The 13,168-nt window shown below is 63.2% G+C and carries 14 protein-coding genes and 2 pseudogenes; 4 read left to right on the forward strand and 12 right to left on the reverse strand.

Going from position 1 to position 13,168, the window contains the following annotated elements; all coding sequences use genetic code 11:
* Positions 1–119: 119 nt before the first annotated feature.
* Complete coding sequence (locus tag CP49_RS01195) at positions 120–1,379, reverse strand: phospholipid carrier-dependent glycosyltransferase (protein WP_420807581.1); 1,260 nt, start codon at positions 1,377–1,379, stop codon at positions 120–122.
* Between the two features lie 224 nt (positions 1,380–1,603).
* Between CP49_RS01195 and CP49_RS01200 the strand changes: the two are divergent.
* Positions 1,604–1,860: pseudogene (locus tag CP49_RS01200) on the forward strand (hypothetical protein); the annotation flags it as partial.
* Positions 1,861–2,083: 223 nt separating this feature from the next.
* On the opposite strand, the gene CP49_RS01205 reads toward CP49_RS01200, so the two are convergent.
* The 7 genes and pseudogenes from CP49_RS01205 to ggt all read right to left on the reverse strand — a co-directional run bounded on the left by CP49_RS01205 (position 2,084) and on the right by ggt (position 7,716).
* A complete protein-coding gene (locus CP49_RS01205) occupies positions 2,084–2,572 on the reverse strand; it encodes a VOC family protein (protein ID WP_057848472.1) in 489 nt (162 codons plus the stop codon).
* Positions 2,573–2,618: 46 nt separating this feature from the next.
* Positions 2,619–3,038 (reverse strand): VOC family protein, encoded by a 420-nt coding sequence (locus CP49_RS01210; RefSeq protein WP_057848473.1) that lies wholly within the window; start codon positions 3,036–3,038, stop codon positions 2,619–2,621.
* Positions 3,039–3,168: 130 nt separating this feature from the next.
* A complete protein-coding gene (locus CP49_RS01215; protein ID WP_057848474.1) occupies positions 3,169–3,906 on the reverse strand; it encodes an enoyl-CoA hydratase/isomerase family protein in 738 nt (245 codons plus the stop codon).
* A 44-nt stretch (positions 3,907–3,950) separates the two neighbouring features.
* Positions 3,951–4,478, reverse strand: a complete 528-nt coding sequence (locus tag CP49_RS01220) for a cupin domain-containing protein (RefSeq protein WP_057848475.1) — start codon at positions 4,476–4,478, stop codon at positions 3,951–3,953.
* Between the two features lie 147 nt (positions 4,479–4,625).
* Positions 4,626–5,605 (reverse strand): annotated as a pseudogene (locus CP49_RS01225) (D-2-hydroxyacid dehydrogenase family protein).
* A gap of 25 nt (positions 5,606–5,630) precedes the next feature.
* A complete protein-coding gene (locus CP49_RS01230) occupies positions 5,631–6,089 on the reverse strand; it encodes an FKBP-type peptidyl-prolyl cis-trans isomerase (protein ID WP_420807582.1) in 459 nt (152 codons plus the stop codon).
* A gap of 40 nt (positions 6,090–6,129) precedes the next feature.
* Positions 6,130–7,716 carry a gamma-glutamyltransferase gene (ggt, locus tag CP49_RS01235; protein ID WP_057848477.1) on the reverse strand — a complete coding sequence of 529 codons (1,587 nt, stop codon included), beginning with the start codon at positions 7,714–7,716 and terminating at the stop codon, positions 6,130–6,132.
* A gap of 206 nt (positions 7,717–7,922) precedes the next feature.
* On the opposite strand from ggt, the gene trhO reads away from it, so the two are divergent.
* Together trhO and CP49_RS01245 are read left to right on the forward strand one after the other, a co-directional pair.
* Positions 7,923–8,675 carry an oxygen-dependent tRNA uridine(34) hydroxylase TrhO gene (trhO, locus tag CP49_RS01240; RefSeq protein ID WP_057848478.1) on the forward strand — a complete coding sequence of 251 codons (753 nt, stop codon included), beginning with the start codon at positions 7,923–7,925 and terminating at the stop codon, positions 8,673–8,675.
* Positions 8,668–8,883: a SlyX family protein gene (locus tag CP49_RS01245; protein WP_057848479.1), complete on the forward strand. Its 216-nt coding sequence runs from the start codon at positions 8,668–8,670 to the stop codon at positions 8,881–8,883. Before trhO ends, CP49_RS01245 begins: the two co-directional genes overlap by 8 nt.
* 8 nt (positions 8,884–8,891) lie before the next feature.
* On the opposite strand, the gene CP49_RS01250 is transcribed toward CP49_RS01245, so the two are convergent.
* Positions 8,892–9,113, reverse strand: a complete 222-nt coding sequence (locus CP49_RS01250; RefSeq protein WP_057848480.1) for a hypothetical protein — start codon at positions 9,111–9,113, stop codon at positions 8,892–8,894.
* A 125-nt stretch (positions 9,114–9,238) separates the two neighbouring features.
* Between CP49_RS01250 and hemE the strand changes: the two genes are divergently transcribed.
* A complete protein-coding gene (gene hemE, locus CP49_RS01255; protein WP_057848481.1) occupies positions 9,239–10,285 on the forward strand; it encodes a uroporphyrinogen decarboxylase in 1,047 nt (348 codons plus the stop codon).
* Positions 10,286–10,422: 137 nt separating this feature from the next.
* Here hemE and CP49_RS01260 read toward each other — a convergent pair whose 3' ends face one another.
* The 3 genes from CP49_RS01260 to CP49_RS45715 form a co-directional block, all read right to left on the reverse strand.
* Complete coding sequence (locus CP49_RS01260) at positions 10,423–12,036, reverse strand: GMC family oxidoreductase (RefSeq protein WP_057848482.1); 1,614 nt, start codon at positions 12,034–12,036, stop codon at positions 10,423–10,425.
* 87 nt (positions 12,037–12,123) lie between these two features.
* Positions 12,124–12,906 carry an enoyl-CoA hydratase gene (locus tag CP49_RS01265; protein ID WP_057848483.1) on the reverse strand — a complete coding sequence of 261 codons (783 nt, stop codon included), beginning with the start codon at positions 12,904–12,906 and terminating at the stop codon, positions 12,124–12,126.
* Positions 12,903–13,168: MarR family winged helix-turn-helix transcriptional regulator (locus tag CP49_RS45715; RefSeq protein WP_197422992.1), on the reverse strand; the 266-nt coding region annotated here is incomplete at its 5' end. The genes CP49_RS45715 and CP49_RS01265, both read right to left, overlap by 4 nt.

The raw sequence follows: 13,168 nt of genomic DNA on the forward strand, positions 1-13,168 counted from the left end.
AGGCGGTTCTCTCTATCGTCGATACGCGGCAGAGGCGATTGAACCCGTCGCAATCTACGCCTTGTGGACAATCTCCCTGATCTTTGCCGCCAGCAGGGACAATCGGCGCTATGGTCGCCTCAAATCCAGTTCTGGAAGATCATCAGGCGGCTGAACGTCGCCATCGAAGTGCCTATGGACGCGGCCGATATCGGCAACATTGCGGCGAAGCCGGCAAAACCGACCGCAACATAGGCCCATAGCAGCCAACCGGGCATGCTGCCGCGTTTCAAGGCATACACCAGCGCAAAGCTCGCCGTGGTCGCCGCTGGCAGATAGTAATAAATGAAGCCGAGCGTTCGCGGCAGCAACGCCCATGCGAGGTATGAGCCGAAATAGAACGCCAGAACCAGGAAGGCATCGACCCGCCGCGTCACGATCCAATCGCGCAGGCAGATCGCGACCGCAATCAGCGCCGGCCACAGGATCAGCGGGTTGCCGAGAAACACCACGGCGGCGATCCGCTCGTCGTCGATCTTGTCGAAGAGGTACCAGACCGGGCGCACCAGGAACGGCCAGGACGGCCATGAGCTCATATAGGTGTGCCCCGCGATCGCGGTCGTGGTGTTATCGCTGAAGATCCGCCGTTGCGCCTCCAGAATCTCCCGGACCGAAAATCCGTAGAGTGGAATGAACGTCGCAAGATAGACGACCGCAGGAATCAGCACGAAGCAGGCGGCGAATTGCCACCATCCGAAGCCGGGCCAGAGATCGGGCCGGTACCAATCGTCAGCTCGCGCATCGGCGAATTGGGTGCGCCAGCTTTGCATCAGTCGGATCAGGGCGACGATTGCGATGCAAACCGCGAGCACGAACATCCCGCTCCATTTGCAGCCGATCGACAGGCCGAAGCCGACACCGGCGAGCGCGAACCACAGATGCGGCCGCTGCCTTCGAAAGCCATGCATGAACGCTGCGATGGCGAACAGACCGAAGGCGAGCACGAAAATATCCAGCATCGCGATCCGCGATTGCACGAACAGCATCTGGTTGAAAAAGGCGAGCAGGCTCGCCGCGATGGCCGGACTCTGCGCTGCGAACAATGCCAGGCCGCACAGATACACCGCGACGATGGCGAGCGATCCGAACAATACGCCCGGATAGCGCCAGCCCAGCGGCCCGTCGCCGAACGAGTGAATCGACAGCGCGATGATCTGCTTGGCGAGCGGCGGATGCATCGGGTTGAGCATCGGCTCTGGCATCACCGGCTCGAGCATCTGCCGCGCCGCCGGAACGTAGTGTACCTCGTCGAAATAGAATTTCTCCGGCGTGGTGACGCCAATCAGCATGGCGAAATGCGCAAGAACGAAAAGGACTGCCGCGACGATGCCCGTGCGCATCATCGAATCGGGCAGAACAGAAACTGATTGGGCTGCTGGCTTCACGGACAATCTGGCACGGAATCAGGGACGAGATGACATTGCGGCAAGAATTGAGTGTGATGGCTCCAGATTTTTATGTCCATCGCACTGAACGCATTTGGATTTCGCAATCACCAACCGATGGGCGAGTAGGCCACGCGAGTGATAATTCTGCCACATCGCACGCGCGCGCGATCCGGTGCGGCTCAAGCGTCGAAGCCAATATCAACGGCGGATGGGTGCAATCCTTCGGGACGCGATCCGGCATCGTCGCCACCGTGACCGGCGACGGCACCATCGTGTCGACAATCGGCAATCAGGGCTGGTCGAGTATGGCGGCCGGCTCGGCTTGCGCATCACCAAGGGCTGGATCGCCGACCTCTTCGTCAACGGCACCGCCGGTCCGCAGTCGGTCGGCAATACGATTCACGGCGGCGTGGGATTGCGGATCAGTTATTAGGTAGAGCCCGGTGACGGTCGAACCCTCATGGTGAGGAGGCGCGTGAGCGCCGTCTCGAACCATGAGGCCCCGCTGGTGCCATTCATCCTTCGAGACGGCGCTTACGCGCCTCCTCAGGATGAGGTCTGACAGTCGCGCAGGGCAGACGAAGCCTCCATTGGCAGACTGACTCGTGAAGGGTGGGCACGCTGCCGCTTTGCCCACCCTTCAATTCCCGCGTTCCTTACGCCGCGCTTTTTCCCTCGTACGCGCGCTTCAGCCCTTCGACATCAAGCTTGACCATGCTGAGCATCGCCTGCATGGCCCGCTGCGCGCCGGCGGTGTCGGAACCACCGATGTACTTCATCAGCGCGGTCGGCACGATCTGCCACGACACGCCGTATCGATCCTTCAGCCAGCCGCATTGTTCGGCCTTGCCGCCGTTCGCCAGCAGCGCATCCCAGAGCCGGTCGACCTCGGCCTGGTCGGCGCAGTCGATCTTGAACGAGACCGCGTGCGTATATTCCATCTTCATGCCGCCATTCAGCGCCATGAAACTCTGGCCGGCCAGCGTGAAGTCGACCACCAGCACAGTGCCGGCCTTGCCGCCGGGGCTATCGATGGTATTGCGCTGGATCTTCTCGATCCGGGAATCCGGCAACAGCGAGACGTAGAACTTCGCGGCCTCCTCGGCTTCGCTGCTAAACCACAGGCAGGGAGAAATCTTGGACATCGGGAGAACTCCGGGTTGCTGACAGATTCGATTTATCAGGCGTCGGTTACGCTGACTGTGCAGCGGTTGCTGCCGCTACATCCATCCACATCACTTCCCAATGGTGGCCGTCCGGATCTTCGAAGCTGCGGCCATACATGAAGCCGTAATCCTGCTTCGGGCCTGGATCGGCGCCGCCGCCCGCGCCTTGCGCCTTGGTGACCATGTCGTCCACCGCGTTGCGGCTGTCGGCGGAAAGGCAGAGCAGGACCTGGCTCGTGGCCTTTGCATCGGCGATCTTCCTCGAGGTGAACTGGCGATACTTGTCGTGGGTCAGCAGCATCACGTAGATGGTGTCGGAAAACACCATGCAGGATGCCGTGTCATCGGAGAATTGCGGGTTCTTTTCGCCGCCGACGGCCTGATAGAAGGCGGTCGAACGGGCGAGATCGCTGACAGGCAGATTGACGAAGATCATTTTGGCCATAACGGGCTCCTTTTTTGCTGCTTCGTGCCAAGGACGAGCGGACGGCGGCTGATCCGACATCCAGATTCAAATTATTTTATGGGCGCGTAGAAGGCTCGCGATCGCAGGGATCCGGAGGAACCCGGCGATGCTACCGGCCCTTGAAGTCAGGCTTGCGCTTTTCGGCGAACGCCTTAACGCCTTCCCTGAGGTCTTCGCTGTCCCGCACCACATCGAGCAGCCGGCGCACTTCGGCGACCGTTTCCAGGGGGCCCTTCGGCATGGCGTCGCGGGCGAGCTTCTTCAGCGCCCGGACCACAAGGGGCGCATTGGCGGCAATTTTCGCCGCCATCTCCTGGGCGAGTGCGACATGCTGCCCCTTCGGCGCGACCTTGTTCACGAAGCCGATCTGGTAGGCGCGCTCCGCCGACATTTCCTCACCGACCAGCAAAAACTCCATGGCGATCTTGTGCGGCATTCGCGCCATCACCGAGGAAACGCCGCCGGCGGTGGTGCCGATCTTGCCCTCGGGATAGATGAAGCGCGTCGTCTCCGACGCCACGCACATGTCCGCCATCTGCACCAGCACGAAGGCGCCGCCGACCACCCATCCTGACGTCGCGGCAATCACCGGCTTGTCGAGTTCGACGCCCAATCCCGGCACGGCGTGCCACATGTTGACGGGAAGATCCCTGACGTCGGCACCGACTGAAAAATATTTCTCTTCGGACGACGCAAGCACCGCAACGCGGTCGTCGCTTTCGTGAAAGCGGAGCCAGGCTGCGCGCAGTTCATCGCACAAGGCATTGTTGAGCGCATTGTGCGCCGACGTGCGATCCATCGTAATCGTGGCGACGTGGCCTGCGCTCTCGTAGCGAACAAGCTTCATGGCATTCCCCGCGACATCCGCACGACGGCGGTGTTCGTTGTTCCTTACTTCTTCTCGGCGGGATCGCGGTGCACCGGATCGACCCACAGCACAGTTTCCGGCTTTTCCACCGGCTCGATGTCGAGATTGATCGCGACTGCCTCACCGTCGCTGCGCACCAGCACGCATTCCAGCACCTCGTCGCGGCTGGCGTTGATCTCCTGATGCGGCACGTAGGGCGGCACGAAGATGAAATCGCCGGGGCCGGCTTCTGCAGTGAACTGCAGATGTTCGCCCCAGCGCATCCTTGCCTTGCCCTTGACGACATAGATGATGCTCTCGAGATGGCCGTGATGGTGCGCGCCGGTCTTGGCGTCAGGCCGGATCGTCACGGTGCCCGCCCATAATTTCTGCGCACCGACCCGGGCGAAATTGATCGCGGCCTTGCGGTCCATGCCGGCGGTCGACGGCACGTTGGGATCGAGCTGGTTGCCGGGAATGACGCGAACGCCGTCGTGCTTCCAGCGCTCGGCATCATCGCCGTGCGAATGGTCGTGATCGTGGGAATGGCTGTGGTCGTGCGTTCCGGTCATTGTGCGCCTTCCGGGAAGATCGTTCCTCCGAACGGTATCGAAAACCGGGGCTGCAAACCAGAAGATTAAGGGAGCCGGCGGCGCATAGGCGCCCCGGTTTTCGTCATGGCCGGGCTCGCCGATCTAATCCCGGGCGCCTGCTGCGCATCAGCGCCGTCTGGACATCACATCCGGATTGACGACGTTGGTCGGCGTGCCTGCGGCATAGGCCACGATCTGGTCGAAGATGTCCGTGAACTGAAGTTCGTACTCGTCACGCGAGACGTAGCCGAGATGCGGCGTGCAGACCACGTTGTCCATGGTCAGTAGGGGATCGTTGACGTCGCGGAGCGGTTCCTTTTCATAGACATCGATCGCCGCCATGCCGGGTCTCCCGGCGCGCAGCGCATTGACCAGCGCGTTCGGCTCGATCAGCGGCGCACGGCTGGTGTTGACCAGGAGCGCCGAGGGCTTCATGCGCGCGAGATCTTCCGCCTTGACGATGCCTCGCGTGGCATCGACCAGGCGCATGTGCAGCGACAGCACGTCGCATCGCTCGAAGAAATCGGCCTTGCTTGCGGCGGTCGCGTAGCCGTCGGCACGGGCCTTCGCCATGGCCGGTTCGCGCGCCCATACCAGCACGTTCATGCCGAACGCCCTGCCGTAGCCGGCAACGACGGAGCCGATCCGCCCATAGCCATAAATCCCGAGCGTCTTGCCGCGGAGCGTGTGGCCGACGCCGATCTGCCATTTGCCGGCTTTGAGCGCCGCCATCTGCTGCGGAATGGCGCGCATCGCCGCCAGGATCAGGCCCCAGGTGAATTCGGCGGTCGCATAGGACGGCGTATCGGCGTGCTGGCTCGACGACACGACGATGCCGAGCCGGGTGCAGGTATCGATGTCGATATGCGGATAGACGCTGCGCTGGCTGATCAGCTTCAGTTTCGGCAGCCGCTCCAGGAGCGGCTTTCGAATCTGCGTGCGCTCGCGGATCAGCACCAGCGCCTCGGTATCCCGCAGGCGTTCCGCCAGCACGTCGACGTCCTGGACGTGATCGTTCCAGATGGTGACGTCGTGGCCGGCCAGCTTGCCGAAACAGTCGAGGGTGCGCAGCGTGTCGAATAATCGTCGAGGATCGAGACCTTCACCATGCGCCTCCCCCGCTTGCGCGCGTTACTTCACCGCCAGCAATTCGACGTCAAACATCAGCGTCGCGTTGGGCGGAATGACGCCGCCGGCGCCGCGCGCGCCGTAACCGAGCGCGGGCGGAATGATCAGCGTGCGCTTGCCGCCGACGTTCATCGATGCAACGCCCTCGTCCCAGCCGGCGATCACCTGACGCTGACCGATCTTGAATTCGAACGGCTCGTTGCGGTCCACGGAGGAATCGAACTTCTTGCCCTTCTGGCCGTTCTCGTAAAGCCAGCCGGTATAATGCATGACGCAAGTCTGGCCGGCCTTGGGCGATGCGCCGGTGCCGACCTTGCTGTCGATGATCTGCAAGCCTGAAGCTGTGGTCATGGGCTTTCCTGTGGTCTGGGCCGAAGCCATCCTGATGGCAACGGGCGTGGAAACAGCGGCCGCCACGGCGGCAAATGCTGTCCGGATGATCGTGCGTCGGGAGAAGCGCATCAGTTGAACCTCTTCTTGGAGAGACGGAGCTTCTAGACGCTCAGTAGCCGAGCGCGCAACCGTCCTTGCGGGGATCGGAACCGCCGGTCAGCGTGCCCTTTTCCCAATCGATCCAGATCGCCTGGCCGCCGCCGAGCGGGCCGACCACACTGGTGGTCTTGTGCCCGATCTTCTTCAGGCCCTCGACGATCTCGGCCGGTACGCTGTCCTCGAGCTGATAGACGCCCTCGTAATGCAGGCCGCGCGGCATATCGATGGCTTCCTGCACGTCGCAGCCATAGTCGAGGATGTTGGTCAGCACGTGGCTCTGTCCCACCGGCTGATACTGGCCGCCCATCACGCCGAACGGCATCACCGCGCGGCCGTTCCTGGTCGCAAGGCTCGGAATGATCGTGTGCAGCGGCCGCTTGCCCGGCGCGATGCAGTTCGGGTGGCCGGGCTGAATCCGGAAGCCGCCGGCGCGGTTCTGCAGCAGGATGCCGGTCTTGTTGGACACAATCGCCGAGCCGAACGAATGCGCGATCGAATTGATGAACGAACAGACGTTACGGTCCTTGTCGACCACGGTGATGTAGACGGTGGACGGATTCATCGGCGGCGCAACGTTCGGCAAATCAAGCAGCCGATCCATCCTGATGTTCTTGATGTGCTCCTCGGCGAATTCCTTGGCAAGGATCCCGGCGACATCGACATGGACCTGCTGCGGATCGCCGATGTACTGCTCACGCATCATATAGGCGATGCGGGCGGCTTCCGCCTCGAGATGGAAGCGCTCGATGCTGAGCGGCGCGAATTTCGTCAGGTCGAAGCGGGAGAGGATGTTCAGCATTACCAGCATGGTGATGCCGGGGCCGTTCGGCGGACACTGCCAGACGTCGTGGCCCTTGTACATGGTGCCGATCGGCGACGTCGTTTCGGTCGAGTGCGCAGCGAAATCTTCCAGCGTGTGCAGGCCGCCGATGCCGCGCAGGGTTTCCACCATGTCGGCAGCGATCTCGCCGGTATAGAACGCGTCGCGGCCGTCCTTGGCGATGGCGCGTAGCGTCTTGCCCAATTCCGGCTGGTGGATCACGTCGCCGGCCACTGCCGGCTTGCCGTGCGGCAAAAGATAGCGCTCGGTGTTGGTGCCGTTCTTCAGCTTCTCGAACTGGTTCTTCCAGTCAAAGGCGATGCGCGGCGCGACGACGTAGCCTTCTTCCGCAGCCTTGATCGCGGGCTGCAGCAGGGTGTCGAGCCCCATCTTGCCGTGGTCGCGCAGTATCGTGCCCCAGGCGTCGATCGCGCCGGGAATGCTCACCGCATGCGCCGAGGTCAGCGGCACCGAATGGATCTTGCGCTCCAGGTACCACTCGGCCTTGGCCGCCATCGGCGCGCGGCCGGAGCCGTTATAGGCGACGATCTTGCCCTCGCCCCGTGGCTGGATCAGCGCAAAGCAATCGCCGCCGATGCCGGTCGATTGCGGCTCGATGACGCTGAGCAGCGCGCAGGCCGCCACCGCGGCGTCCGCCGCCGTGCCGCCCGCCCGCATCACGTCGATCGCGGTCAATGCAGCCGCCGGGTGCGAGGTCGCCACCATGGCGTTCTGGGCATGGACCGTGGAGCGGCCGGCGAAATGGAAATTCCTCATCGCGAGTGCTTTCTTTTCAGCGTTTCTTGCAGGGTTTCTGGGCAACCCGCGGGTGATGTCGGGCAGGGTCTACAGACGGTTTCTTTGGCATATTCATCCCCGGCTGGGCAATGGCTGGCATACCAAGGATGCGTCTGGGGCAGTGCGCGGAATACGCAGGGCCTTGCGGGGTTTCCCCTGCCCTGCCCGCCTGATAAACGATCGCCATGCCGTTCAAGGTCGCCGCCCTCTACCAATTCGCTGCGCTGCCGGATTTCCGGGAGCTGCGCGAACCCTTGCGGGCGGTATGCGCCGATCTCGGGCTGAAAGGCAGCGTGCTGCTGGCCCATGAAGGCATCAACGGCACCGTTGCAGGCAGTCCCGAGGGCATCGATACGTTCGTCGCTGAGTTGCAGCGCGGCGCGCTCTTCAATGGCCGGCTCGATAAACTCGAACTCAAGTTTTCGCGCGCTTCCGAGATGCCGTTCCAACGGCTGAAGGTCCGCCTGAAGAAGGAAATCGTCACGCTCGGAGATGCCGCCGTCGATCCGACGCGGCAGGTCGGCACCTATGTCGAGCCGTCAGACTGGAACGCGCTGATATCAGCACCCGACACGCTGGTGGTCGATACCCGCAACGCCTTCGAGGTGGCGATGGGCACGTTCGAAGGGGCGATCGATCCCGGTCTCAAGAGTTTTGGGCAGTTCAAGGATTTCGCCACGCAGAGACTAGACCCGGCGAAGCACAAGAAGATCGCGATGTTCTGCACCGGCGGTATCCGGTGCGAGAAGGCCAGCGCCTACCTGTTGGCCCGTGGATTTGACGAGGTCTATCACCTCAAGGGCGGCATCCTGCGGTATCTGGAAGGCATCCCGGAGAGAGAAAGCCGCTGGCGCGGCGAATGTTTCGTATTCGACGAGCGCCTGGCGCTGGGACACGGCCTGCGGGAGCACAAGTTGAACGGCGGCTCCGATGACTGACGTCAACGCGCTGAGCGAGCGCATCGACACGCTGGAAATGCGGCTGGCCTATCAGGACGTGACCATCGAGACGCTGAACCAGACGATCACGGCGCAATGGACCGAGATCGACAGATTGACGCGTCAGGTCGCCGAATTGAAGGAGCGCGTGCGGGAGGCCGAAAGCAACGTGCCGGGCCCAGCGAACGAGCCGCCGCCGCATTATTGAGGTTTGCGTCAGCGGAAGGCGGCGCGGACCTTGCCCCATAGTGTTTCGTTTGCGTGATCGCCGTCAGCTTTCGACGGCGCCGGCTGTGCGGCACTCACGGGGTCGGACGCCGGGAACGTGTCAACCAGCCCGGCCTCGAGCTTTTCGTGGATTTCCCGATCGGCCTTCAGCGCCTCACGGGGATCTTCAGCGTGCTTATCATGCGCCGCGGGATTGAACTTCTTAGGCATAGGGTGCCTCCGTGTCTTGAGGTAACGCCGCGGATTTCGGCCAGTTCCATATCTCGCCTTGGCCAAGCCGGAACCTGCGTGTATCAGAGGCCCGGAGATCAGCAGCTCGCGCAGGAACTTTTCGATTGCCCCAGAAATCCGCCGTGAAACCTTTTGTCGAAGTGCTGTCCGGCCGCAGGCAGACGGTGCCGCCGGCATGGATGATGCGCCAGGCCGGCCGCTATCTCCCTGAATATCGCGAGCTGCGCGCCAAGGCGGGGAGTTTTCTCGACCTCTGCTTCACGCCGGAATATGCCGCCGAAGTGACGCTGCAGCCGATCCGCCGCTTCAACTTCGACGCCGCGATCATCTTCTCCGACATTCTCGTCATCCCCTACGCGCTCGGCCGTTCCGTGCGCTTCGAGGCCGGAGAAGGTCCGCGGCTTGACCCGCTGGACACGCCGGAGCAGGTGACGACGCTGGCGCGCGCGGCCGATTTCGCCAAGCTCGAACCGGTCTACGAAGCGCTGCGCCGCGTGCGCCGCGAACTCGCACCCGATATCGCACTGATCGGCTTCTGCGGCGCGCCATGGACGGTCGCGACCTACATGGTTGCGGGACGGGGCACACCGGACCAGGCGCCGGCGCGGATGATGGCCTATCGCCATCCCGAAGCCTTTGCCAAAATCATCGATGTGCTGGTGGAGAATTCGATTCAGTATCTGCTCGGCCAACTCAAGGCTGGCGCGGACGCGTTGCAGATCTTCGATACCTGGGCCGGCGTGCTGCCGCCGCGCGAATTCGAGCGCTGGTCGATCGAGCCTGCGAAACGCATCGTCGCTGGCGTGCGCGCGAAAGTGCCTGATGCGAAGATCATCGGCTTTCCGCGCGGCGCGGGCGCGCTGCTGCCGGCCTATGTGGAAGCAACCAGGGTCAACGCCGTCAGCATCGACTGGGCGGCCGAGCCGTCATTGATCCGCGAGCGCGTGCAGAACCAAGTCGCGGTGCAGGGTAACCTCGATCCGCTGGCGCTGATCGCGGGCGGCGCCGCGCTCGACCGCGCCGTCGACGATGTGCTGGCGAACTACGGGCAAGGACGGCTGATCTTCAACCTCGGCCACGGCATCCAGCCGGAAACTCCGATCGCCCACGTCGAGCAGATGATCAAACGGGTGCGGGCGTATAAGGGATAGCGTCTGACACCGTCGTCATGCCCGCGAAGGCGGGCATCCAGTAATCGCCGGCCGAAATTTTGAACGAGATGCCGCGGAGTACTGGATCATCCGCCTTCGCGGATGATGACAGTGGTGTTTGCCGCCGGCGCCGTCGCCTACCGCGCGTCCTCCAAAATCATATCGGATGCTTTTTCGGCGATCATGATGGTCGGCGCGTTGGTATTGCCGGACATCAAGTCCGGCATGATGGACGCGTCGACGACGCGCAGGCCTTCGATGCCGCGAACGCGGAGCCGCTGGTCGACGACGGCGAGCGCATCGCTGCCCATGCGGCAGGTCGAGGTCGGGTGATAGACCGTGCTGCCGGTGCGGCGGCAGAAGTCCAGCAATTCGTCGTCGCTCTGCACTTTCGGCCCGGGATCGACCTCCGCGACCGCGTAAGCCTTAAGCGCGGGGGCTGCGAGAATCTTGCGCAGGATACGGATGCCGTCAATGAAGGCACGACGATCGGTTTCGGTCGCCAGATAGTTGATGCGGATTTCCGGCGGTTGGGAAGGATCGGCGCTCTTGATGCGCAGCGAGCCGCGGCTTTCGGGACGTAACTGGCAGACCGACGCCGTGAAGCCGGAAAGCGCGTGCAGCTTCTCGCCCATCTTGTCGGTCGAGAACGGCAGGAAGTGAATCTGGATATCGGGCGACGCCAGCCGCGGGCTGGTCTTGAAGAAGGCGCCCGAGGTGCCGGCGGCGATCGTCAGCGGCCCCTTGCGCAACGCTGCGTACTGGATGCCCGCCATGACCCGGCGCACAGGGTTGTTGACGACATCGTTGAGCGTGCACTTTTGCGCGCAGCGCGTGATCAAGCGTACCTGCATGTGGTCCTGCAGATCGTTGCCGACGCCGGGTGCGTCGAGCACGATCTCGATACCGTGCTGCTTCAGGAGTTCCGCCGGTCCCACGCCGGAGAGCTGCAGCAGTTGCGGCGAATTATATGCGCCGCTGGAGACGAGGATCTCCTTACGCGCCCGCGCCGTGCGCACGCGCCCTTCCTGCTTGTATTCGACTGTCTTCGCACGGCGGCCTTCGAACAGAATGCGCTGCGCTAGCGCGGAAGTCTCGATATGCAGGTTGCTGCGGTTTTTCGCCGGGCGCAGATAGGAGAACGCCGTGCTGGCGCGGCGGCCACGACTTGTCGTGGTCTGGAAAAATCCCGCGCCCTCCTGGGTCGCGCCGTTGAAATCGGGATTGGTCGGAATGCCGGTCTCGGCGGCAGCGACCACAAAGGCTTCCGACAATGGATCATGGTGGCGCCAGTCAGACACCGGCAGCGGACCGCCGGTAGCGTGATATTTGTCGGCGCCGCGCTGCTGGTTCTCGGCCTTCTTGAAATAGGGCAGCACGTCATCATAACCCCAGCCGGCATTGCCGCGCTGGCGCCAGCGATCGTAGTCCTCGTGCTGCCCGCGTACATAGAGCAGGCCGTTGATCGAGCTGGAGCCGCCGAGCACCTTGCCGCGCGGCTGGAACACCTGCCGGCCGTTCAATCCCGGTTCCGGCTCAGTCTGATACATCCAGTTGACGGATTTTTCCTTGAACAGTTTTCCGTAGCCGAGCGGCACGTGGATCCAGAGATTGGTATCCTTCGGTCCTGCCTCCAATAGCAAGACGGAATGTTTGCCGTCGGCGCTCAGGCGATTGGCGAGCACGCATCCGGCAGAGCCGGCGCCGACGATGACGTAATCGAATTCGGAAGCTTCATTCTTTTTGTTCATTTGTTTCCCCCGCAGGCAACCCGAAAGAGGTAGCGGGGCCGCCACGGGCGGTCAATTGCCTCCCGGTCGCGAGCGGGGAGAAAGCGATTACGCCGGCTGTTTGGCGAGCTTCAAGAAATCCGGCGGCCGGCGTTCGGCGAACGCAACGAAAGCCTCGCGCGCCTCCGCGGTAGTCAGGCGTTCAGCGAAGCGCTCGCTTTCCGTCTTGATCTGGGCGAGGAGCAGTTCCGGATTGCGCATCAGCCGCTTCGTCGTGCTGACGGCGCCCGCCGGTTGTTTCGCCAGCCGCGAGGCGAGCGCCTTCGCCTCGGCATCGAGCTTATCGAGCGGCACCACGCGATTGGCGAGCCCCCACGCGAGCGCCGATTTGGCATCCACGGCATCGCCGAGCGCGAACATCTCATAGGCGCGTGCGTAACCGATGCGGAGCGGCATCAATAGGCTGGAAGCGGCTTCCGGCACCAGCGCGAGGTTGACGAACGGCGTCGACAGCAGCGCATTCTCGGCCAGCACGACCAGATCGCAATGCAGCAGCATCGTGGTGCCGATGCCGACGGCACGTCCCTGCACGACGGCGACCAGCGGGCGGCTCGATTTTGCAAGCGCCTGCAGGAAACGGCCAACATGCCGCTCACCCTGAAAAGCACCTGTCGCAATGGCGGCGAACTCGCCGACGTCGTTGCCGGCGGTGAACATATCGCCCTCGCCCCGGATCAGCAGAACGCGAACGGTGGGATCGGTCTCGGCCGCCTCCATGGCGTCGGCCAGCGCGCCATACATCGCATTCGTCAGCGCGTTCTTCTTGTCGGGCCGCGCCATCGTCAGGCTGAGAATCCCGTCACTCTTCTCGATCTTGATATGCTCGCTCATTCGTCTTCTCCTTTGGGAAATTTGCTCTGCAGGCTGGTGAGCCAGCGCGCGACGACATCGATCTCGGCTTCGCTGAATCCTGCGGTGAGGCGCGCATTGACCTCGGCAAGCCCTGCCTTCGACTGGGCCAGCGCGGCCCGGCCGGCCGGTGTCAGCCAAAGCCGCCACGCCCGGCCGTCGTCCGGATCGGCGCGCCGCCTGATCAGGCTCGCCGCCGTCATCCGGTCCACCAGCCCGCTGATGCCCGGTGGGCCGAGATCCA

This window comes from Bradyrhizobium valentinum (assembly GCF_001440405.1).
GTDB lineage: Bacteria > Pseudomonadota > Alphaproteobacteria > Rhizobiales > Xanthobacteraceae > Bradyrhizobium > Bradyrhizobium valentinum.